This window comes from Pedobacter africanus (assembly GCF_040548825.1).
In the GTDB taxonomy this organism is placed as follows: domain Bacteria; phylum Bacteroidota; class Bacteroidia; order Sphingobacteriales; family Sphingobacteriaceae; genus Pedobacter; species Pedobacter africanus_A.
Genome location: NZ_JBEPSL010000001.1, coordinates 1,255,408 through 1,278,681, shown reverse-complemented (window position 1 = coordinate 1,278,681; position 23,274 = coordinate 1,255,408). Strand labels below are relative to the sequence as shown.

At 39.4% G+C, this 23,274-nt stretch carries 19 protein-coding genes; 10 read left to right on the top strand and 9 right to left on the bottom strand.

Annotation, left to right across the window (positions count from 1 at the left end):
* Positions 1 to 57: 57 nt before the first annotated feature.
* The 6 genes from ABIE26_RS05180 (at position 58) to ABIE26_RS05155 (ending at position 7,434) form a co-directional block, all read left to right on the top strand.
* Positions 58 to 1,338: a sialate O-acetylesterase gene (locus ABIE26_RS05180; protein ID WP_310139284.1), complete on the top strand. Its 1,281-nt coding sequence runs from the start codon at positions 58 to 60 to the stop codon at positions 1,336 to 1,338.
* Positions 1,339 to 1,349: 11 nt separating this feature from the next.
* Complete coding sequence (locus tag ABIE26_RS05175; protein WP_310139285.1) at positions 1,350 to 3,158, top strand: ABC transporter ATP-binding protein; 1,809 nt, start codon at positions 1,350 to 1,352, stop codon at positions 3,156 to 3,158.
* The gene (locus ABIE26_RS05170; protein WP_310139287.1) at positions 3,155 to 4,219 is read left to right on the top strand and encodes a prenyltransferase/squalene oxidase repeat-containing protein; all 1,065 of its coding nucleotides are present in this window, start codon (positions 3,155 to 3,157) and stop codon (positions 4,217 to 4,219) included. Before ABIE26_RS05175 ends, ABIE26_RS05170 begins: the two co-directional genes overlap by 4 nt.
* Positions 4,220 to 4,226: 7 nt before the next feature.
* Entirely contained in the window at positions 4,227 to 5,399 is a 1,173-nt protein-coding gene (locus tag ABIE26_RS05165) for a glycosyltransferase family 4 protein (protein ID WP_310139290.1), read from the top strand.
* A 12-nt stretch (positions 5,400 to 5,411) separates the two neighbouring features.
* A complete protein-coding gene (locus ABIE26_RS05160; protein ID WP_310139294.1) occupies positions 5,412 to 6,398 on the top strand; it encodes a UbiA family prenyltransferase in 987 nt (328 codons plus the stop codon).
* An 82-nt stretch (positions 6,399 to 6,480) separates the two neighbouring features.
* Positions 6,481 to 7,434 carry a glycosyltransferase family 2 protein gene (locus ABIE26_RS05155; RefSeq protein WP_310139296.1) on the top strand — a complete coding sequence of 318 codons (954 nt, stop codon included), beginning with the start codon at positions 6,481 to 6,483 and terminating at the stop codon, positions 7,432 to 7,434.
* Positions 7,435 to 7,443: 9 nt separating this feature from the next.
* Here ABIE26_RS05155 and ABIE26_RS05150 read toward each other — a convergent pair whose 3' ends face one another.
* Genes ABIE26_RS05150 through ABIE26_RS05135 form a run of 4 tightly spaced genes read right to left on the bottom strand, consistent with a single transcriptional unit; the run spans position 7,444 to position 11,090 of the window.
* Positions 7,444 to 7,878, bottom strand: a complete 435-nt coding sequence (locus ABIE26_RS05150) for a hypothetical protein (RefSeq protein ID WP_310139298.1) — start codon at positions 7,876 to 7,878, stop codon at positions 7,444 to 7,446.
* A complete protein-coding gene (locus ABIE26_RS05145; RefSeq protein ID WP_310139299.1) occupies positions 7,879 to 9,321 on the bottom strand; it encodes a GMC oxidoreductase in 1,443 nt (480 codons plus the stop codon). It lies immediately after the preceding gene.
* Between the two features lie 36 nt (positions 9,322 to 9,357).
* A complete protein-coding gene (locus ABIE26_RS05140; RefSeq protein ID WP_310139302.1) occupies positions 9,358 to 10,398 on the bottom strand; it encodes a UbiA prenyltransferase family protein in 1,041 nt (346 codons plus the stop codon).
* Between the two features lie 8 nt (positions 10,399 to 10,406).
* On the bottom strand, positions 10,407 to 11,090 hold the full coding sequence (locus tag ABIE26_RS05135; RefSeq protein ID WP_310139303.1) for an HAD family hydrolase: 684 nt from the start codon (positions 11,088 to 11,090) through the stop codon (positions 10,407 to 10,409).
* 15 nt (positions 11,091 to 11,105) lie between these two features.
* Between ABIE26_RS05135 and ABIE26_RS05130 the strand changes: the two genes are divergently transcribed.
* Both ABIE26_RS05130 and ABIE26_RS05125 read left to right on the top strand, forming a co-directional pair.
* The gene (locus ABIE26_RS05130; RefSeq protein ID WP_310139304.1) at positions 11,106 to 12,788 is read left to right on the top strand and encodes a glycosyltransferase family 39 protein; all 1,683 of its coding nucleotides are present in this window, start codon (positions 11,106 to 11,108) and stop codon (positions 12,786 to 12,788) included.
* 86 nt (positions 12,789 to 12,874) lie between these two features.
* Positions 12,875 to 13,744, top strand: a complete 870-nt coding sequence (locus ABIE26_RS05125) for a beta-1,6-N-acetylglucosaminyltransferase (protein ID WP_310139307.1) — start codon at positions 12,875 to 12,877, stop codon at positions 13,742 to 13,744.
* A gap of 9 nt (positions 13,745 to 13,753) precedes the next feature.
* Here the strand turns inward: ABIE26_RS05125 and ABIE26_RS05120 are convergent, their stop codons facing one another.
* Positions 13,754 to 15,322, bottom strand: coding sequence for a hypothetical protein (locus tag ABIE26_RS05120; protein ID WP_310139309.1), 1,569 nt, complete (start codon positions 15,320 to 15,322; stop codon positions 13,754 to 13,756).
* Positions 15,323 to 15,727: 405 nt separating this feature from the next.
* On the opposite strand from ABIE26_RS05120, the gene ABIE26_RS05115 reads away from it, so the two are divergent.
* Positions 15,728 to 17,167 carry a hypothetical protein gene (locus tag ABIE26_RS05115; protein WP_310139311.1) on the top strand — a complete coding sequence of 480 codons (1,440 nt, stop codon included), beginning with the start codon at positions 15,728 to 15,730 and terminating at the stop codon, positions 17,165 to 17,167.
* A 15-nt stretch (positions 17,168 to 17,182) separates the two neighbouring features.
* Entirely contained in the window at positions 17,183 to 18,736 is a 1,554-nt protein-coding gene (locus tag ABIE26_RS05110; RefSeq protein ID WP_310139315.1) for a beta-galactosidase, read from the top strand.
* On the opposite strand, the gene ABIE26_RS05105 is transcribed toward ABIE26_RS05110, so the two are convergent.
* Genes ABIE26_RS05105 through ABIE26_RS05090 form a run of 4 tightly spaced genes read right to left on the bottom strand, consistent with a single transcriptional unit; the run spans position 18,737 to position 23,237 of the window.
* Complete coding sequence (locus tag ABIE26_RS05105) at positions 18,737 to 20,092, bottom strand: lipopolysaccharide biosynthesis protein (RefSeq protein ID WP_310139318.1); 1,356 nt, start codon at positions 20,090 to 20,092, stop codon at positions 18,737 to 18,739.
* An 8-nt stretch (positions 20,093 to 20,100) separates the two neighbouring features.
* Positions 20,101 to 20,907 carry a glycosyltransferase family 2 protein gene (locus tag ABIE26_RS05100; RefSeq protein ID WP_310139321.1) on the bottom strand — a complete coding sequence of 269 codons (807 nt, stop codon included), beginning with the start codon at positions 20,905 to 20,907 and terminating at the stop codon, positions 20,101 to 20,103.
* Between the two features lie 49 nt (positions 20,908 to 20,956).
* Positions 20,957 to 22,648: a GMC family oxidoreductase gene (locus tag ABIE26_RS05095; protein WP_310139323.1), complete on the bottom strand. Its 1,692-nt coding sequence runs from the start codon at positions 22,646 to 22,648 to the stop codon at positions 20,957 to 20,959.
* 7 nt (positions 22,649 to 22,655) lie between these two features.
* The gene (locus ABIE26_RS05090) at positions 22,656 to 23,237 is read right to left on the bottom strand and encodes a gluconate 2-dehydrogenase subunit 3 family protein (protein WP_310139326.1); all 582 of its coding nucleotides are present in this window, start codon (positions 23,235 to 23,237) and stop codon (positions 22,656 to 22,658) included.
* Positions 23,238 to 23,274 lie beyond the last annotated feature (37 nt).

Below are 23,274 nucleotides of genomic sequence, written 5' to 3'. Positions count from 1 at the left end.
CATTGAATTCAAGCCCTTCCGTTATGAGGGCTCATTCTGGAAATTAAAAAACAGTTAATGAAAATACTTCTAAAAACGCTCTGCTTTATTTTGTTATTGGCTTGTATTAGTCTCCAAAGCTGCAGGCAAAAAACACTTAACAAGAAAACCGTGCTAGCCATTCCTGTTTATGGGCAAAGTTTAGCGCTTGGAGAGGAAGCCATCAGAATAACGGACTTCGATAGTTTAAGCAAACAAACACACCATCTGGTGCGAACAGAAAATCTTGACGAAGATTTTGGGTACTTTTCGGACAGCCGCTTCAAACAGTGGGCGAAAAAAGTACTTAACGACAGACGCAGGGCGTTTGAGCTTTCGATATATGGAATGTCGGAAATACTTGCCAGGTATATTGTAGATAAAGGACATGGCGATAGTTTGTTGATCTGCACTTTTCCTGGCGGACAAGGGGCCACCAGCATTGTTGATATGAGCAAAGGAAGCAAGGCGTATCTTAAATTTTTAGGTGAAATTAAAGATGCCTACCAGGAGGCAAAAAGTAAGGATTGGGACTTTATTGTACCGGCTTATTGCTGGATGCAGGGAGAAGATGACATTGTCTGGAAAAAATCTCCCGATTATAAAAGAGACCTCAAACAATTTCAGACAGATCTAAATCACGATATAAAGGCAATTACTAAACAGAAACAAGATGTAAAGTGTATTGTATATCAAACCAATTGCTTAACACTATCCAAGGAATTTAAAGCGACCAATTTTAATGGATATGAAACATCTGTGCCACAGGCGCAATTGGAATTGATACGTGATGATTCATTATTTATGGCAATGGGGCCAACTTATCCTTATTCTTTTGTAGATGAGCGCGTACATATTGATGGTCTTTCCCAGAAACGAATTGGATACTTAGCTGGCTTGTCTGCAGTACGGTTATTGGAATCCAAACCCAGTAAAGGTTTAATACCTGAAGGGCTGCGTGTGTCCAGAGATACGATTATTCTTAATTTTAACATTCCTAGTCCTCCTTTAGTTCTGGATACAACTGCGGTTTCCAAAGCCGCTAATTATGGTTTTAGTGTAATCAATCCATCAAATAGGGATATTTTACAAAAGGTGATCTTAACGGGGCAATCGGTTAAGCTGATCTGTAACGAAAGTCCTGTTGGGTGTAAGGCAAGGTATGCAGTTAACGGGATACAGAAAAAATCCGGGCACGTTAGTGGTCCAAGAGGAAACCTTCGCGATTCACAAGGCGATAAGCTAAAAGCGAACATACGGAAGACAGAATATCCCTTGCATAACTGGTGCTATCAATTTGATATCTTAGTACGGTTTTAAGTCCTCTTTCCATGGTTGATTCAATAATCCGAAAAATAAAAAAGCTAAAAACGAACCTCAACATCAAACGTACACTGGGTTTAGTGTGGCTCGCTGCGAAAGGATGGATGATCCTTTCTATAATTATGATCCTTGCCGAAACTCTTTTGTTTTTAGGGTCAATTTATGCGCTTAAAGTACTCATCGACAAAGTTGCCCGGATCAATACCCTGCCAAATTCTGAAGAGCTTATAATTAAGCATGTACTTATTGCAGGTGTATTGTCGGTATTATATGCTATTGCCAGAGCAGTTTCTGCCTATGTTACAGAGGTACAGGCAACAAAGGTATCGAATTATATAGATGAGAAAATCCACCATACGGCAATACAAATGGACCTGTACCATTACGAAAGTCCGGATTATTATGACATCCTGAAAAGAGCAAAGGATGCGGGATCGGAGCGTCCTAATATTGTGATTACCACCATTATGGAAATTGCAAAAAATACGCTCAACCTTTTTGCTGTGGGGTCGTTGTTCATTACGATCAATTGGTTCCTGCTGCCATTACTGGTTGCTTTTGTATTGCCTACGCTATTCGTACGCATCTATTTTTCAAACAAACAAAATACATGGCGTATTAAGCATACACCATTGGAACGAAAATCGGCCTATTTAAGTAATCTAATTACCTCAGATACCTCTGCCAAAGAGATCAGGAGCTTTAATCTGGGAACCTATTTCAAAGATTTGTACCAGGTTATACGAATAGAAGTGATACAGCAAAAGTTAAACCTAAGTTACAAAAGGACGCTAAATGAAACCATTACAGGATCAATTGCTACTATGGGCTTTTTTACCTGTATAGGCTATATTGCCGTCGGTACAGTTCGTGGCACAACCAGTGTGGGCGACATCGCCCTGTTCCTGATTATTTTTCCGCAGTCCTTTACTTTAATACAGAATGTCTCATCCGGCATTTCTCAACTCTATCAGAACAATATTTTTATCCATAGTATTTTTGAGCTATTTGACCTGCGCCCACAGCCCGTTCTGCAAAAAAATACTGTTCCCGTTCCGGAAGACCAGGATCTGGATCTTGAATTAAAAGAAGTTAGTTTCACCTACCCCCATAGTTCAAAGCCTGCGCTCAGCAATATCAATTTAAAAATCCCTTCGGGTAAAATTATCGCTATAGTAGGATTAAACGGCGCGGGTAAGTCTACACTTATCAAGTTACTTTCAAGGTTATACGAACCCAATGAAGGTGAAATGACATTGGGAAAAACCAATATCCGGGAGTTTGACCTGGCAGATTACCGCCGACAGATCAGCACTGTTTTTCAGGACTTTTCGAAATACAATGTTTCGGCTGCCGACAATATCCGTTTTGGCAATATCGACGGGGAATACAATGAAGAAAAAATGGTCGAAGCATCTAAAAATGCTGGTTCACATTCCTTCATCTCAAAATTTTCAAAGGGTTATGATACCATGATGGGAAGGTTATTTGAGGATGGTCATGAGGTCAGTATCGGGCAGTGGCAGAAACTGGCCATTGCCAGGGCATTGTATAGCGAATCGAGGTTTATTATTCTTGATGAAGCAACCAGTGCGCTGGATGCTATTGCAGAAAAGGAATTGTTTGATTCTTTCAGAAAACATATTGGAAACCGGGCGGGTATTATTGTCAGCCATAGGCACTCGGCCATTAAACATGCCGACTATATTTATGTAATTTCGGGAGGAAAAATCCTTCAGGAAGGAACAGACAAACAATTGCTTGAAATGGAAGGGGATTATGCAAATCTGTTTAATGAAAAAACATCAACTGAATGACACAATATGACAACATAGAAAATGCCATTCGTAAAGGGGTATGGTTTCTTTATGACCATCAATATCCAAATGGAGAATTCTGCTGTTATATCTGTCCAGACGATGAAATGAAAATGTGCGTAACACACAGCAATGTTTTTCCTACATCATTAATAGCCAATTCAATTTTCGATTTAAGGTATATTCCTGAAGTAAATGAAATACTGGATAAGGCCGCAGCTTTTCTCCAATACCAGGCAATGCGAGGCGGTACATGGAATAATTTTACCATTTTAAACCCATTATTTCCTATTTGTCCACCTGATGTAGACAATACAGCCTGTGCCGCTATTGTACTTCAAAAACTGGGTAAAGACTTCGAAGATAATAAAACACTCATTTTAGCCAATAGAAATGATGAAGGCTTGTTTTACACGTGGTTTACCTGGAGAACAAGATATAATCCAATAAAAACCTACTGGTTGCTTAGTCTAAGAGCACTTAAACATCCAATTGATACCTGTATGTTCTGGAGGAAAACTGAAGCTACAAGATATGATATAGATGCAGTTGTAAACGCTAACGTATTGTTTTACTTGGGCTTGAATAAAAACACTGCACCTGTATTGAAATATATGCTGGATATAATTGAAAAGGGAAAAGAAAGCGACTGTGATCTTTGGTACCGCAACCCGTTTACGATCTACTATTTTTTTTCCAGAAATTATAAAGCCGGATGCGCTGAACTGGAACCCGCAGCACAGACGATAAAAGAAAGGATATTGCTTACCGCAAAAGCGGATCACTCACTGGGAGAAAGCATACTGGATACGGCGTTGGGCATTATTTCGCTGATCAATTGCGGAGATAATTCCACTACATTGGATAAGGCTGTTGCTCATCTTGTTGCTCATCAGAACAGATCTGGTGCTTGGCAAAGATGGGGTGTATATTATGGCGGGCCAAAAAAACTTCAAACCTATGGGTCCGAAGAAATGACTACGGGCTTTTGTCTGGAAGCCCTCGCCCTTTATCGTTTCAGGTTGCTGGAGATAGCAAAAAAAAATAATCCTTCAAATTAGCATTAAATTGAAAAAGACAAACAACAAAAATATAGCGCTGATTACCTTTTGTATGGACGAATGGGGCGGCAGTGAGGAACTGTGGGCGAGGTGTATTCCTATGTTAAAAAGCGGAACAAGCCTGACAGTTTATAAAGACAAGATTAATTTTTCACACCCAGAATTTGTTAAACTCAGCAATCAGGACGTAAAACTGGTTGAACTGGATCCGCCAATGTCTTCAACACAACGGCTGATTCGCAAAGTGAAATACCTGATGCGAAAGGCAGATTTGAAAAAGTGCAGGGATAACTACAGTCTGTATAAGTTTCATCTGGAAATGAAAGTATCTAATCCCGATCTCGTTATTATTGCTCAGGGGATAAACTTTGATGGTTTGCTGTATGCTTATCAATGTCTTTTACTCAAGATCCCCTATGTCATTATAGCACAAAAAGCTGTTGAATTTTATTGGCCATACCCAACGGACAGGACTTACATGAAGGAAACCTTGCTAAAGGCAAGAAAGTGTTATTTTGTTTCCCATCACAACAAACAATTAACGGAAGAACAGTTTGGCATGCGTTTGAACAACAGTGAAGTCGTATTCAATCCTGTAAAAACCAGGGGTAATGTACTCCCCTTTCCCCCCACAGAAAATGGTTACAAGCTTGCCTGTGTTGCACGTCTGTTTGTTATCGATAAGGGCCAGGATATTCTATTGCGGATAATGAACAGTGAAAAATGGAGAAACCGGCCTGTTTCAATTTCCCTCATTGGAACTGGCACGGATGAAGAAGGAATAAAGGACATGGCCGCGCTTTTTGATTTGCCGAATGTTGAATTTTCGGGTTTTCATCAGGACATCGAAGGCCTGTGGGGAAATTACCACGCACTGGTATTGCCATCAAGAAGTGAAGGGTTACCCCTGTCTATGATAGAAGCAATGGCCCTGGGCAGAACCGTAATTGTAAGCAAAGCTGGTGGAAATACAGCAATAATTAGCGACGGTATAAACGGTTTTATTGCTGATGCTACAGAAACAGATTTTGAAAAGGCAATGGAAAGGGCTTGGGAAATGAGGGATAAATGGCCTGAAATAGGGTTACAGGCTTCTTTATATATAAAAGACCATTTACCTTTATCTCCTGAGACAGCGTTTGCAAATCACATCAATCAATTACTGGATCCGATAAAATAGATTGTTACAGCTATGGTTTTAAAAATTATAAGGTCTATTGAATGGTGGGAGTATAAACTTCCTCCGCTTTTGGCTATTGGCTACGCAACTATTATCAAATCTAAAACCCCATTTATAGAGGCAATACCCCAGCTCCTGTTCCTCTTATTGTCGTTGATTATCGGTGCTGCCTATGTAAGTATCATCAACGACATAACTGATATCAAAGATGATCTGGCAAGTGGTAAACACAATAGAATTGCCGGAGTTAAGCCTTCGCTGAGATGGATTTTACCAGCTATATGTTTGCTCGCAGGTATATTTTTTGTTTACCTGCTTTATCCCGACCGCCTGTCCGTTTTTTTGTATACCATGCCCTGGATTTGTTTTAGTTTATATTCTTTCAGGCCGGTGAGGCTAAAAAACAGGGGGATATGGGGTGTTTTGGCTGACGCAAGTGGCTCACATATTTTCACAAGTCTGCTCATGGTGAGTAGTTTAAGTTATACTACAAACAGTGGCATAGACTGGTGGTGGTTTGGAAGTACTGGTGTTTGGGCACTTTGTTATGGACTACGAGGCATACTATGGCACCAATTTTACGACAGGAACAATGATCTGGAAGCTGGAATAAAAACATTTGCAGTAGGGGTAGCGCCACATAACTTCAGACTTGCAGAACTGATAATTTTTGGGGTAGAACTCGCGGCAATAAGTTTAATGTTGTTTAGTATCCATGAATTGCTTCCTATGATGTTACTCATGGTGTATATAATCGTGGCCTTAACCAGATCTTACAAATTAAAATATAAGCCTGTAATAATTATTGCCCCCGAAGGACAGGCATATCATATACTTATGGCTGATTTTTATCAGGTATATTTTCCACTTTCGCTGTTATTTCTGGTGGCCTGGAATACGCCCTACGCATTTTTTGTACTGATTATCCATTTTTTATTATTTCCGGTTAAAACCATTGCCTCTTTAAAAGATCTAAAGTCGCTGATCACCTCTAATTAATACTTTTACAACATTTTTTGTTGTCTAAGCTATCTGATATTTATATCTTAGCGTAATTAAGAGCCTTTCCAAAAAAATATTAATGGACATTCAAGAACTGGTTACCATCATCATTCCTACCTATAATAGAGCTGCTAAAATTCTGGATGCTGTGAAAAGTGCTGTTGAACAAAGCTACCCGCATACGCAAATCATTGTGATTGATGATGGTTCTACCGACAACACTGCTGAATTGTTAAAACAATATCCACAGATTGAATACTACTATAAGGAAAATGGTGGACAGGCATCGGCAAGGAACTATGGCTTGAAAAACTCAAAGGGTACGATCATCGCTTCCCTGGATTCCGATGATGTCTGGTATCCCGATTTTCTAAGCAGCTGTGTCGAAAAATTGCAGTCTGAAAATCTGGACTTTGTTTTCGCAAATTGGGACCAGGATGCAAAACAAGGTGATACCTGGAATTTTCTGCTTAATGACCCATTTTTAAAACCTTACTTCAAAAAAGAAGCAAATGGCTGGATCAACCTTGAATACACAGAAACCCGGGATCTTTACCTGAACGCCTGCCCCTCTCCCTCATCTTCCGTTGTTTTAAGAAAGTCTTCCATTGTTTCCGGATGGGACGAACAGATTAATATAGGGGACGACTGGTGTTTGTATCTGGAAATGATCTTATCCAAGGAGTGTAAAGTTGCTTTTACCATGAATAAACTGTGGCATAAGCGGATTGACAACAACAACGTTTATGATGGCAGAAAGTGGAGCGAAATACTGGAGTTTTTATACGTTGCCGATTTAAAAAAGAAAATGAGCAGGTTCAAACATCTCCTTACCAGATTGGAATTAAAGATACTTCAGGAACGTTATATGGCAAGCCTGGTTGAACTGTCTAAACACAACCTTATTCGTGAATTCAGGATTTTCACTTCACTTAACTTACTGGGACAATCTTTTGCAATGAACATCCCTTATACGTTAAAGGCCATTCCGAATGTATTCATTAAGGGGCTGCAAAATAAGATAAAAAAATAGGGCTTTCGGTTAGACAGGATCCCGGATTTCATCAGGAGGATACAATGCGAACGAAAAAGGATTAGGTACCGGGCTTTTGTACGGATTATACAGTCCCAGATAATTTACAGTTTTGCTTTCATCCATCTTATGGATAAAAAAATCGCTGGAAAGCAAAAAATACTTAACCAATTCAAATAACACTGTTGATTGTTCCGGACCAGTCCTTAAAAAATACATCAGCTTCCATTTCAATTTTGTAACTAAATTGCGGTCCATAGTCTTAAGATAATCATCCACATACTGTTCAACAACACCTTCAGCAATTTTAAGGTATGCCAGTTCGCGTTTGATCAGCAATATACAATGCTGCCTAATTGATGGCAGCAAAAAATAACTACCTGCAGGAATGGCCAGACTGGCCGCTCCTATCCCCATCAACAGCAAAAATTTTCTTCTCTTCATTTAGAATGATTTATCGGCTGCAAATAATGAAAGTGCCGACAAAGTTAACGTCGGGTTGGATGCACTATAGGTTGTAAAAGCTCCTGCCCCCAGTACAAAAAGGTTTCTATACTGATGATGTATCAGATGCCTGTCTACCACACCCGTCCCCGCATCTTTGCTCATCCTGGTCCCCCCTATAATGTGTCCTTCGTTGGGAAAAGGTTCCAGATACTTTAATTTCTCGACCGGAAGGCAGGAAAGTATGTCCGGCAATTTCTTTTTCATGTTTTCTATTCCCTTTAGCGTGTATGCTGATCGTTCCTGAAAATTCACCTTCGGCACCAGTTTGTTGGCCGTTGTGGTGATGTAATTGATGTCTTGAGGCAAATCCTCAAACAACATGCGGATACTGGCTATATTGAGCCATTTGCCACGCTCAAGCCGGATGTAGTAAGGCGCATTACTAACTTCCATCAAACAAGCCGCAAAATCTTTTCTGTGTGCCCCATCATACAGCATGTACCCATTTGCATTCACCCAGGTGCTTCCTCCGGCATTGCTCATGTTATCAAGATAAATCAGTACCTGCATGCCCAGCTGTTCACCAAAACCCTTACCTGTTAATCGATTGGTATCTCCAGCATTCAATAAAATATTTGTATTAAAAAACGGGTTTGCACCAAGCGCGATAACTTCAGCAGAAGTACGGCAGGTTTTTCCATCTTTAATATAATAAACACTTTTTGCAACATTATTAACCAGTTCCAGGCTAAATACCTGAGCTCCATAAACAAGGGTAACCCTTTCGTCTTTATAAACATCAATCCCAGAATTCTCTATAGTAAATTTTGCATTCACCGGGCAAGTATCGCAGGTGCTGGACGCCATGCAGCCATTTCTACCTTTCGTGGCGCGACTTGCCCTTGCTGTGGGCTGACTGATGTATTGGCTGCCATAGGTTTTATGTAATATTTTGTCGACCAGGCTAAAAGTATGGGGGGGCAGTGGATACTTTCCCGTCCTTGGAAAAGGCGTACTTTCCGGTCCTGATACAGACATCAATTCTTCTGCTTCATAATAATAAGCGTCAAGATCTTCATAGGTTATGGGCCAGTCCTGTTCGATTCTAAAAAGGCTCTTCATTTTGAAATCTGAGGGCATAAACCGCGGAGTACAACCCCACCAGCAGTTTGAGCAGCCACCATATCCAGTGGTAAACGGCCATAGTTTTTTAGGATTTACGTTATTTATGGCCTCTTGCCAGGGTTCCTCATATTTTTCGTATTCAGAATGAATACCTCTTTTTACTTTGAGCCTTTCTTCATGCGCATAAAAATGTCCACGTTCAAGAACAAGTACTTTTTTATTCCCGGTACCAGCTTTTGATAGGTATTTCTTCAGAAAAAACGTTGATGCGAAACTGGTACCAACAACGATCAGATCGTAATCCTCATTCCTCATTTATACATTTGTTTTAGCGGTGAAAGTTCAAACTGATCAGTAGGCATAATTGTTTGCATTCTGTAAAAACCAGTGTAACCAGGGGATATCTACAAACATTAGAATGCAGAGCAAAATGGTAAACAATACCAGATAAAGCATAAACCATTTTCTGGTGTATAATTTTTCTGAGCCCTGTACCGGCGAATCATTAAGCAGGCCTATTCTTAAATACCAGGAAAAAAGCAAAGCGAAAAACGGAAAACTGACCAACAGTTCTATCCTATCCTTGATCAGAAAAATTCCCATAAAAAAGGCACAGGTAATTCCATAAAAAAACATGGAAACCAATAAGCTGTTTTCTGTATAGTATTTAAATGACCTGCGGTATTGTCCCGCAATCTCTGGATTTGCAATTAACCGGTATTCAGCGAAACGTTTTGTAGCCATTAAAAATGCCCCCCCCATCCAGTAAGCCACGATGATACTGACAGGTGGAAACGTATTGATCCAATCCAGATCCCATTTGCTATCAGGTACCCCCAGCGCAGGACTAAAAATAAACCAGCCTGCTGCAAAACGTATAGGATTGTTAATCGATTCAGTTAACACATCCAGAAATACCCTGTCTTTACTCCTAAAAGGCTTAACATTATAAATAATCCCCATAAATAGCAAAAAAACTGCCATTGAAAGAAATTTTAATGAGACACCGTATGCCAATAGGAGTCCTATAATTGCCAGGACAGTATATTCACAGTACACAATTACCGGATTTACAACCGAAACCACAGACGAACGTTTTCTTTTTAACGGGTGGTACTTGTCGAAACCTGCGTCGAGATATTCATTGATGACATAGTTTGCAGAAGCAATCAAACACATCCCTACCACACCAAATGCAATCTTAAACAGCAGCGCAGCATTGAAGGGTGTGTGAAAAATTGACAGTGCAAATAACATCCCCGGCACCATAAATAAATTCTTGACCCAATTATCTGGCCTGGCAATTGCAATATAATCTCTAGCACCTGCCTGTTGCATCCCACCCTCTTTTTTATATACAGCATCGTCCTGTAAAGTTGTTTTCCTGATCATAATAACCACTAAATTCTTGAATGTGTAACCTGCTCCACAAGCTTATAATAAAAACCTGAACGGGCCTCATTCCTGTCTATCAGCAAAAAAGGCACATTTGCCGCAGCTGCACATTTTCCATCCAGCTCATACCGGTCTCCAATAAAAAGGCAGGACGCCCTGTCCTTAATTTTCAACACGTCCATAATGTACTCCAGCCCTTTCACTGACGGCTTCATCGCATTAATATAGTTATCTGTTGAACTCACCTCAAGTTCAAAACTCAGATTCATCGCCAAATTCTTCTCTTTTGCGGGATAATCTGAATAAACCGTTTTATGTATGGACATCGCTTCTATCGTATAAAGAAATTCGGCTACGCCCGGGTATACGCAATCAGAAAGAAATTTAACAGGATAATCAAATATCCACTGCTGAACTATTTTTTTCACTTCATGTACCGGACTTTTTGTTTTTTCGGCACACCAGCTATATTGTGCATTATCCAGATCAGTGGAGCAAAAACCCGCTTTATTTTCCCTTTCCTTTCTAAAATGGTAGAGAATATAAAGATCTTTCAGTTTCCAGGGTCTTAATAAATAATATCCAAGTAGTCCTGCCAACACTTTTCTTCTTAGTTTTTTTTGATCATATAGCGTCCCGTCGACATCAAATATTACAAGCTTTAACTTATCCCAGGCTATATCATTCACGTTTTCAATTTATTTATGAGTAAAATTATTAAAAAAATCGATATTGCACACTTTTCCTATTTACAAATGAATACTTTAAGCTATAGAAAGGGTGCCGAACAGAAAAATATCTGGAAAACACTGCTTTTCCTTTTTATTTTTTTGGGTACAGTGTTGAGGTTGTATCATTTCTTCTATAACCGGTCTCTTTGGATGGATGAAGTTTATTTATCTGCAAGCTTAATTCAGTTCAACTTTATCGATTTGATAAAAGATCCACTGCTTTATCAACAAAAAGCTCCCATCGGGTTTCTGTTTACCGTTAAAATATTTGTATGGTTGTTTGGGAGCAATGAATTTTCCTTAAGATGCCTGCCGCTTATTTCCGGACTTTTTTCGCTGCTTGTTTTCATTCCTGTTTCAAAATATTTCTTAGGTTTCAGGGCTTCAGTAATTGCAATCGGAATTCTATCCTTTTCACCGGCCTTAATTTACCATAGCGTTGAGATCAAACAGTATTCAACTGAATTGTTAAGTACACTTTTATGCCTATACTTTTTGATCCGGTTTGATGGGGCAACAGGTTTACGGTCCCTCTTTTTATGGGGTATGATCGGGGGGCTAATTTTGTGGTTTTCGTACTCCTCTGTATTTATCCTTGCAGGAATCGGAATTGCCAGAAGCCTGATCTATATAATCAATAAAAAATGGAAGCTTCTACTCCTCGGCATCCTACCGTATTCGATATGGCTGGGAAGTTTTGCCCTGAATTATGTCTTATTTACACACAAGCATGCGGAATCAGAATGGATCGTTTACTGGTTCCGTGCTTATGGCAATTTTATGCCTTTCCCTCCTAAATCAATAACTGATTTAAAATGGTTTGCTTTAAATCTTTACCGTTTGATGGACTATCCATTAGGGCTATTATGGAACTTTAATTTTGCTTTTGCAAAAAATTCAATAGCTGTTATTTTAAAAATGCCGATATTATCAATAGGATTATTCATTGCAGGCACATATAGTTTCCTAAAAGGAAATAAAATATTATGCTTTAGTCTCTTCTTTCCTGTTCTACTAACCTTATTGGCTTCTGGCATGGAACTCTACCCACTTACGGAAAGATTTTGGGTATTCATTTCCCCAATATTTATAATAATTATTGTAAAAGGGCTGGATTTAATTTCATCATGGTTTAACGCAAAATTTTCATTTTTAATGATAGCGGTTCTTTTACTCTGCGGCCCTGTAGTTCAGTCGGCATACTATGTATGGTCTCCAGAAAAATTCTACGTACATAAAAAATCATTTCAAAGGGAAGCTTTAATGTATGTAAACCAGGAATATCGGGAAGGCGATGTTGTCTATATTTATTGGAACAACCTACCTGGCTATCGGTTATACCACCAGATGCACGAATTAAAATATACCGCGGTTGAAGGTAAGGACTATCGGAAGGAATCAAAAAATATAGAGGATTACAACAGGCACCTTCAATCCGAAATAAAAAGACTCGGAAAGCACAAAAGGGTATGGCTGATTTTTAACCTGCAATTTCTGACAGATATAGGAGATAACATAGATGAACCGGCCTGGTACTACAAGTCAGAAAAATCCCCTACAGAGAATTTGCTTAGCGAATTTTCAAGGTTAGGCAATCCTGTTAGCAAACAAAAAACAGCAGATATAGGTATATATTTAATTAATATTAACCACTAATAAGAGATTAAATTTAATTAGCTTTACCTTAGCGATTGAATATTTTCTTTTTTAAGCTGTAAAAAACCACTTTATTTATTCTCCATATGCGCGTTGCACATATAATTATGGTACATAAAAGTCCTGAACAATTGTTAAGGCTGGTAAAAAAACTTGACCACGCTCAATTTGACTTTTATATACATGTAGATAAAAAAGTTGACATCCTTGCATTTGAGCACATCCTTACCCTTCCAAATCTGAAGTTCATCAAGAACAGGGTGAACTGTAACTGGGGAGGTAACAGTTTGTTAACGGGAATTGTAAGTGCATTAACTGAAGTTTTATCTTTTGAGGTCCGATACGACTTCATCAATCTTTTGAGCGCTCAGGACTATCCGCTTTATCCTGCAGAATCAATTTATACTTATTTAGAAGCCAACAAAGGCACTAACTTCATTTCTTTTGATGCTTCCAGACAAACGGATTGGTGGAAGGCAGCTGTTTCGAGGTACGAAAAGTATCATTTTACAGATCTCAATATAAAATCGAAGTATTTCTTTCAAAAAGTTGTCAATACAGTGATGCCAAAACGAAAATTCCCCATTTATGCAGAATTGTACGGAGGAAGCAAATCAACCTGGTGGACCATCACTTACGATTGTGCAAAGTTAATATCAGACCAATTGTCTAATAACAGAAAGCTGATAAAATTCATCAGATATTCCTGGGGGACAGATGAGTTTATTGTCGCTACTATTATCATGAATTCTAAATTCAGGGATTCAACGGTGAACAACAATCTTCGTTATATAGACTGGTCGGAAGGAAATCCTAACCCTAAATTATTAGGAATGGAAGATCTGGAAAAAATAACAGCAAGCAAAATGTTATTTGCCAGAAAATTTGATATCTCGTATGACAAAGAAGTCCTGACAAGTATAGATAACAGACCTGATTCGATAAATCAGGTCTGATTATGATATTTATTTAGCTTCAACAAACATTGGAGTTTCAGTTACTTCCAGGTTCAGGAATCCATCCTCAGTGGCCACCTCTTTAACATTCATACTGGAACTTCCGGGATTAAGTTTGTAAATGACTGCTTTTTTAATTCCAGCACCCAAATCCAGCTGATAATTCTCTTTCCGGTCTGTTTCATCGGGCACCAGTAAAACATACATTTTTTTATTCTGGTAACTATAAATATCTACAACAGGATCTTTGCTTATGGTATTGTAATAGCTGTAATTCCCCATAAGCCTGGTAACCTGATAAATGTAATCAGCAGCTGGCCTTCTTTTATTCTTGGATACCAATCCGGAAAACCCAAATGGGTTACTTGTTTCCGTCCCAGGGTCATTATTATCATACAATTGATAAAAGAATAATTTATCAATACCAAGGCGTGCATATAATAATCCCAACCTTAAGATCCAGTCCGCCTGGGTAACTTCAGCTGATTTACTACCTATTGGAATAGCGCGCTGGATACTTTTTTCACTTACATCATACCCTGTTTCGGTCGACCATATCGGAATTTCCTGCCCAAGTTCTTTCACGTAATCGGTAAAAGTACCTGCTATTTTAGTCATGTCATTCGTTTCAGGTGCAACCCCTCTTCCCTTACTCCTGAAAGAAGCAAACCAACCAGTATAATCATTTGAGTACATATGATAATTGATCACATCAAAACAAAGATCAATTTTACCGTCTTTTTTTAAGCCACGATGTTTTTTACACCACTCCACCATTCGTTTAACATATTCTACATTTGGCTTGGCAATTCCTCCCATAACAACCACCATTGAAGGGTCTGCAGTTTTAACCCCCACTCCTTTACCGAGCCGCCCCTTATCTCCATCATAGAAAGCAGATAGCTGGGCCGCATACTCCTCCGGTGACTGCTCACTGTCTTTGCCTTTCCACCACTTATCCGGCTCGTTGCTGCTTTCCAGGTATTTAATATATCCAAGCCCTATTACAGGATCGGCAGTTTCTTTTGGCACAAGAATCAGCTTTTTGTCAATGTTGCGGTTACGTCCGTAACGTGCGGCAATCTGGAACCCTGCTCTGCCAATTTCCTTATAAGAAGCCGGCGCATCCCTAACCGCCTTATATTCGATAGGCATTAAATCTCTCTGCCGTTTTGCTTCAGGATAAGTATTTACGATCCAGGAAGGGGTGATCTGCAAATCCATCAATACAGTTATGCTGTCCTTATGACATTTCTGATAGATCTCATCATAACTCCACCCACCTTCAGGTTTGTGATTAAACCGAAAAACACCTTTGGAAGGTTCTATCCTTTCCCAGTCCAGGAAGTGCCGGAATCCACTAAAGGTCTTAATTAAATTATATTTAGCTGTGTCAAAGTTATAATGGTCGTCATAGAAATCCCACTCAAAACCATTTACTCCAAACATATCCTTAATTTTAACCTGTTTTTCCCTCAAGGGTTTCAGTTCTACTCCCGTCCTTTCCGGCTCAGGTTTACAACCATAAAAAAAAGCGATGACACCCGCTAACTGAAATAAAAGGCAAATTCTTTTCATATAAAAAATACTACAAGCCCAAAATTATAGGCCAAATACTATCAGATAAATATATTAATAAATGCAATATTATAATAAGAATTTGTAATTATTCAACCCAGAGCAATAACGTGCAAATATTTCCCCAATATCTAAAAACTCAGCACGAACTCTAACCCGCAAACTAAAAAAACAAAGTGCCTCATAGGGCTAAAATTAGATGAAAGCACAGTAATTTGTCACAAAAAAGTCATAAACAAAAAGTTCTTTAATTAATGAAGCGGGAAAAACATTCCACACATATCGTTTTTCGCACTGTTTTGAAGGAAATTAACTTATATGAAACTTTTGTGTTAAAATTAAAAATACAAAATTCTGTATAAATTTCATTACAATTGCAGCCACTTTTGGGATAAAATAAAAAGTATGAATAAAAAATTATTGCTACACCTATCATTAAGTGTATTAGCCGTAGTATGTCTGGCTTGTAAAAAAAATCCAGCTATTGAACAGCCAACAACTCCTCCGGTAGAGGTGCCCGTTGTAACCCCTCCTACAACACCACCTAAAGATACCACAACTACTCCCCCAAATGCAACTGTACTAAATCTTGGTACTGGTAGTGGTAACCTTTTGATTGATGGCAAGTCTCTTAATATTTCTGCGAACACAGTAATTAAAATAAAAGGTGGCTCTTATAATGATATCCAGGTGGCTAATTTTCAGATTGAAAATGGCACTGTTCGCATAGAAAATGATGGACTTGTGGAATTGGTTGGCGATAGGCAGGTAAGTATTTCCAATGTAAAAAATGTGGTTTTCTCAGGAAGCGGAACTCCCGGTATCGACAAAGGATTTGTTTTCCGAGATAAAAACTCAGATATGGCATCCGTTCAGTTAAGAAACAACGTCGATAATTTTACTTTTAAAAACGCCAGCTTTAAAAATATATCCACCTATAACGTCATTCAGTACGAGTCAAAAAAGGTTTATGATGGAAGCGATGCTTCATGCTCAAAAAACCTGAAATTTTTAAATATTGATTGCGATAATACGGGAACACTGATCAGATTTAAAGGATCTGTAGAAAACGGCGTAATCACTGGCTTACTTAGAAATGTAGAAATTGCTTATGTGACTTTTAAAAATTCACCTGGTGTAGGCAGCGCTTTCGTGATGGAAAATGTAGATGGATACGATATCCATAACAACTTTGTTCAAAATGTAAACCAGGACAACAGCAACCACAATGGGGTTTTTTATCTACAGGGAAATGGCAAATTTTATAACAACATAGTAAGAGACCATCAGGGTAATTCAATAAGGGCCTGGGTGTATAGTATTGGAACCACTCCGCAAAAAACCTTGATTTTCAATAATGTGGTGATCAACTCGCGTCAATACAGTGCATTTGAGCTCCAGGCATTTACCAGAAATATGATTGGCGGTAGAACAACTTATAGCAACGCTGAAGTTTTTAACAATACCTGCGGCAATCTATTACCTAAAGGAGCCTTTCCCGCCCAGATTCTTGACCTTTACAGCCTTCTTGGAGGAAAATGTGACATCTTTAACAATATTGGATATAAATTTACAATTGTTGGTCAGAACAATACCAATTTTATCTGGAATGAACTGGGTGATACCAAAGGCAACGGATTCAACAATAAATATTTCAAAACATATGAGGAGGCAGGCATAAAGGACGACAGTTCTTTCAAACTGAATACGACCTCCAGTCTGAAAAACAGCGGAAGTGCACTGTCGGGGAGGGATCTTGAAAATTATACGAACCAAGCTGTGACTTATGATCTTTACGGAAGTTCGAGACTTATGTCTGCCCCTTCTATAGGTGCCGTTGAATAATTTAACCCAATTGCCATGAGTATAAAATTCTTGACCCTGCTTTTCATCAGTCTTTCATTAACCTGCTGCTGCTGCAAAAAAAAGCAGATATTGCCTGCAGAACCGGTACTGGATGTACCGAAAAAAAATGAAGACATCCCTGTCACAGTTACCGGAACCAAATTTAGAGATGTATTGGGAGTCAATGGATTTGACTGGGAATATACCGTTGACAATTCAAGCCAGCTAGATCAAAATAAAGTAAATCTGATCAATGCTTTTACTGGCTTCAGACAGTATCTCGATTGGGAAAGGATTGAGCCCCGTGAAGGCGCATTTGACATGGGCTACTACGATCAGATTTATCAAAAGAATGCCGAACTGGGAATAACATCCCTCATTTGCCTCCAGATCATGCCAGGCTGGATGAGAAAAACATATCCTGAATACAATGCCGCTGATCCTTTCGGTAGTTTACGGGACTATACCCCTGTTCCCTACGGGCGCGATAAAAATTCTCCGGCATCTTATGTTGCCATGGCAAAGGCTGGCTTTCAGATTGCAGCCAGGTACGGAGCAAACAAAATGGTAAACAGAAGCCTGATTAAAACAAGTACTTATGAAGCAGCTTCCCCAAAAATAGGTCTGGGCACATTAGGATATATAGAGTGTAGCAATGAACCCGATAAGACCTGGAGAGGACCAAATGCTCAACAGACCCCAGAACAGTACGCAGCACAGTTATCGGCCTTTTATGATGGTCATATGGGTACACTGGGTGCAGATGTAGGTGTCAAAACAGCAGATCCTGACATGAAAGTAGTAATGGCTGGTATAGCCGATCCAAATCCGGATTTTATCAGGCGCATGATCGATTGGTGTAAGTTGAACAGGGTTAAAGACGGTAAGTTTACCCTTTGTTTTGATGTCATTAACTACCACCACTATTCAAATGAAAACTGGAAAACAGGAAAGGCTCCTGAACTGTCAGACGTAGGTACAGTAGCGGACAACTTTATCCGGCTAAGTGATGCCCATGCAAATAAGACTGAAGTATGGGTTACAGAATGTGGTTTTGATGTTAACCCAAAGAGCTCGCAGGCCGTCGTACCGATCTTAAACAAATCTACCCGCGAAACACAGGCCGACTGGATTCTCAGAACCAGTCTTTTATATGCCAGAAAGGGAATAAAACGCACCTTTTTCTTTATGCTAAACGATGTTAATGTTAACGATGACACACAGTACGCTTCGGCTGGATTGATAGAGAACGGAAAACGGAGAATATCTGCTGATTACATTTATCAGGCAAAAAAGCTAATGGGTGATTACATTTATCAATCAACAGCTTCGACTGATCCTCTTGTTGACCTTTATACTTCAGGAACCGGAAAAATATATGTACTTACCGTACCTGATCAGAAAAACCGGAAGGCCAACTACACTTTAAACCTGGGCAATGAAGTAAAAGAAGTTACCCTTTACACTCCACAGCCTGGTGCCGACGAAATGCTGGCTAAAAAGGTAAGTGTAAATGGTTCTCTGGTTGTAAGTGTAACAGAGACCCCTACTTTTGTCAAGATAAATTGATCAGCTGCGTTTCATAAATTTCTTGTAGTTTCTTTCTATCAATGAAAGAAACTCCCAATAGCCGTCACGATAGATCGTAAAGAATGAAAATTTCTGATAATATTTATTAAGCGCATAGTATCCTATCGTAAGCCCGGTAAGGGTACTTAAAATAGATGCTCCCGCAACACCATAGATGCTGTTGGTTAATTTTATGGCTACGATATCCGTAACTACAGTTACAACAACCATTAACATAACTTTTAAAAAGTTAATTTTAGGCAAATGGATAATATCCAGGGTTAAACCAAAAAAACGTTCAGCAGAATAAAGAAGGGAAATAACCATAAAAATCCTTAAAATATTCGGAGCTTCTGTAGCCACGTACTTTTCTCCACCCAGGATTAATATGGCATAGTCGGCAAAAACAAATCCAACAATCAGCAATGGCATCAGAAGAAAGGTAATCAAACCAATATTTTTCTTCATCACCTGCAGCAACTCTGATTTCTGACCGGAATTAAAATAGGCAGACAAAGAAGGCATAGCAGTAAAAACAAAACTCCTTAGTGGAATTTCCACTACCTGCGTCAGCTTGGTTCCTGCGTTATATATGGCCAGATAAGCCGGTCCCATAAAAAGTTTAATGATAAAAGAATCGGCAGAATTTAATAAAGTAGCACTCAGGTTGGTGCCTACACTAAATTTCCCAAAATTATACATCTCTGTTACCCCTGCCTTCGTTTTATACTTTAGTTTGCTGATTTCAGTCCAGCCACATATCAGGGCTACTGAACTTGATATCAGATTGGCAGCAAGATAGCAGTACAGCACTTTATGAATGTCCATCTTATTGATAAAGATCATGATGAGTAACAAAACCAGAAAGCAGCCCTGATTGGAAAAATTGAGGATGAGCAAGCGGTCGAATCGCTGTTTTCCCTGTAAAATACAATTGGAAACAAAAAAGGGAAGTGAAAAGAGATAATTTATGCTAAAAAAACGGAGAAACAATGTAATGCTGGTGTCCTTTATATGAAGAGAAATGAAATATGCCGGAATATTGATCAGCATGAACACTCCGGTAATCAAAATAGCTATAAACCAAGTAGATCCTATAATCTCGCTTTTCCTTTGCTCGTCTGATCCTGCGTAAAATTTTACAAAAGCTGTAGATAAAAACCCTGATCGAAATGTATCTACCAACAATAAAACAGTCAGAAAGAAACCCCAGTTGCCCATATCCTCCTGCGTCAGCGATCTGAAAAGCAAAGAAAGCGTAACCATGCCTATTACCGCATTTATTCCATTGCTGGCCAGAGACAAGATATACTTGCTTCTGAGCATATCAAATATAAACGAGATTTTTGCTTTCATAAGAATTGTTATTTTGAGAACGATTGCAGCCTTGCAGTAAGGGCCTTCACCAAACCACCTTCTTCCATTAGTCGCCTGTCTGAGGTCCACACCAACGAACGGTTGTTAGTTATCTTTTGTAATCTGCCAAATTTGTTTTTTAATTTCAACGCCAGGTAACCATCTTCATTTGCGCCCGGAGGGTGCTCATATCCCCCAACCTCAAGTCCCTGGTCCCTTCTATACGCAGTACTGCAGCCATAAGCATACATTGCCTCTTCTTTATTCCTCTGAATCAGCCCTTTAAATATATCACCCAGGGTTTCATACAGAAAATAAGGAACTCTATACCCTGAAGTCTCTGGTAAAAAAGCAAATCTTCCATAGGCACAGGCAACATCCTTATTCGCTAACAGCGGCCTTGCAAGGAGTTCTACCCAATATGGGCTGTAAACAGAATCAGCATCGGCATTCATAATAATCTTCCCTCTCGCAGCTGCCAACCCGGCATTTCTCGCATGTTTCACTCCCTGCTGGTATTCTATTAAATGATTAACACCTGTCATTTCAATTAATTTTTGGGTGTTATCTTTAGAATTGTTGTTCACGACCAATATTTCGACATCCAGATCTGTAAGGGTTTCTGCTAGTGAAGATAGTGTTCTCAGGATAGACTTCTCTTCATTATACGCTGGTATAATTATACTTACATCTGGTTTTTCAGGTCTGAATTTCTTCAGGTTGCCACGAAGATCTTCCACCTGACTTAAAAACCAGTCAGCATCCTGCTGTTGTTTTCTAATGTAAGTGGGAACAGTTAAAGGTCTGAAAGGCATAACTTCTCCATTTGTAGTTTGTAAACATAACCAATACTTCTCATTTTCTTCATAACCTTCCCAATTTCATTTCTTCAACAGCATAGTTACAGGCCCGGGCCGTAAGTGCCATGTAAGTAAGCGAAGGGTTCTGGCATCCGGATGAAGCCATACAACTGCCATCAGTTACAAATACATTCTTTACTGCATGAACCTGGTTGTAGGCATTTAAGACCGAGGTTTGGGGATTCCTTCCCATTCTCGCAGTTCCCATTTCATGAACGGTCGCTCCTCCGGCCCTGTTATAAGAAAAGGTTTCTACATCTTTAAACCCGGCTTGCTCCAACATTTCACCGCAACTCTCACGTATATCGCGCATCATTAAATTTTCATTCTCTCCAAACGAGAAGTTTATCCTGATCAGCGGTAAGCCATGACGGTCCTTTTGATGAGGATCCAGGCTTACCCTGTTGTTTGCACTTGGCAGGCACTCGCCCCAGCCTGCCATCCAAACGCTCCATGGCCCAGGTTTAGTCAACTGGTCTTTAAAATTTTCACCAAATCCCCTTAACAATCCCATTTTATCTCTCCAGTTTTCACGTTCACCATAGCCCTGAATGTTATAGCCTCGAAGAAATCCTCGTTCTTCATTGTCATTCAGGTTGCGGAATCTTGGTATCAGGAAACCTGCTGGTCTTCTTCCTTTATAATATTTATCGGCAAAACCTTCGTGATTGCCTTTCGCACCTGAACACGAATGGTGGTCCATTAAATTGCGACCAAGTTGCCCGCTATCGTTGCCCATTCCATTTGGGAAACGCTTTGATACAGAATTCAATAAAATTGAAGTAGAGGCGATAGTAGACGCATTCACAAAAATTATCCGGGCAAAAAACTCAAATTCCTCATGGGTATTTGTATCAATCACGCGTACTCCTGTTGCTTTCCCTTCTTTGTCATTATAGATCAATCCCTTAACAACAGAGAATGGTCTAAGTGTCAGGTTCCCGGTGGCAGCAGCAGCAGGAATTGTTGCACTGTTACTGCTAAAATACCCTCCGTAAGGGCATCCTCTTGAACATAAATTCCTGTACTGGCAGGGACCACGGTCCTGCCAGCCTCTGGTAAGATTTGCTACTCTTGCAATAGTAAGTAAACGGTGTTCATCGTTTTTCTTTATCGAATCGGCCAGATGTCGCTCTATACAATTCAATTCCATAGGTGGTAAAAAGATTCCGTCTGGCAAATGCGGTAAATTTTCGCACTTACCACTTATTCCTATAAAACGTTCCACATACGCATACCATGGTGCAATATCCTTATACCGGATTGGCCAGTCTACCCCATTGCCATCTTTCAGATTTGCTTCAAAATCCAAATCGCTCCATCTGTAGCACTGACGTCCCCACAAAAGTGATTTTCCACCAACCTGATAGCCCCTGACCCATTTAAAAGGCGATTCCTGGATATATGGCTGTTCGTTGTCGTTTAAATAAAACAACCTATCATCTTCATTTGAAATTGAAGCCCTGAGTGGAGTAGTTTCCAGTTCCTTTTGGGTGTTGTTTAACCTGTATTTAAAATCCCAGGGATTCATGTTCGCAGTCGGATAGTCTATGATGTGTTTTACATCTCTCCCTCTATCCAGCATAAGGGTTTTCAAACCCTTTTCACAAAGCTCCTTCGCTGCCCAGGCACCGGTTATTCCCGAACCAATTACAATTGCGTCGTATGTATTGTACTTTTTATCAATTAAACTCATTACCCTGTTATTCAGTTGCCCAGCATTTTTGGTGAGAGGTTAATGAAATACAGGCCTCGAAAGTCCCCGGAATATAATCGTAAGCCAAAGCTTTTGTTGCGCCTGCCTCAGACGTACAATACCCCAATACAGTATAGTACTTCATCAGGTAAATGAAGGTATCTCCCATCAGCTTATGGTGTATTTTATGCACGATTGGGTTCTTGTTCTCTTTATCTTCAAAATGTACCAGAACAGCCATCCTTTGTTCAACACTGCAAACTAAATAGTCCCGACCAAAAGTCTTCAAAGTATAGTGCTCCAGTTCTTTCAACCCCTCTATAAAATTATTCTGTGATCTTTTTTCGGTGCACTCAACTATCATTTTAATAATAAAGTCCTGCACTTTCGCAGCCTTGGCTCCCGGCGTATCCGTAGCCGGAATAATGGTTTCAGCAATTTCTCCAATCAAGCTTTGTTTTCCGGCGAGATAACCTATATCCGGTTTTTTAAGTAAACGCCGGAATTTGAAAAAAAAAGAACCCGCAAAGGCTACAATTGCAATTGCCAGCAGGCTAAGTATCGCTGTTCTTCTATTTATAATTTTCATTAAACTATATATAAAAATGAGTCATAACAGGATTTCA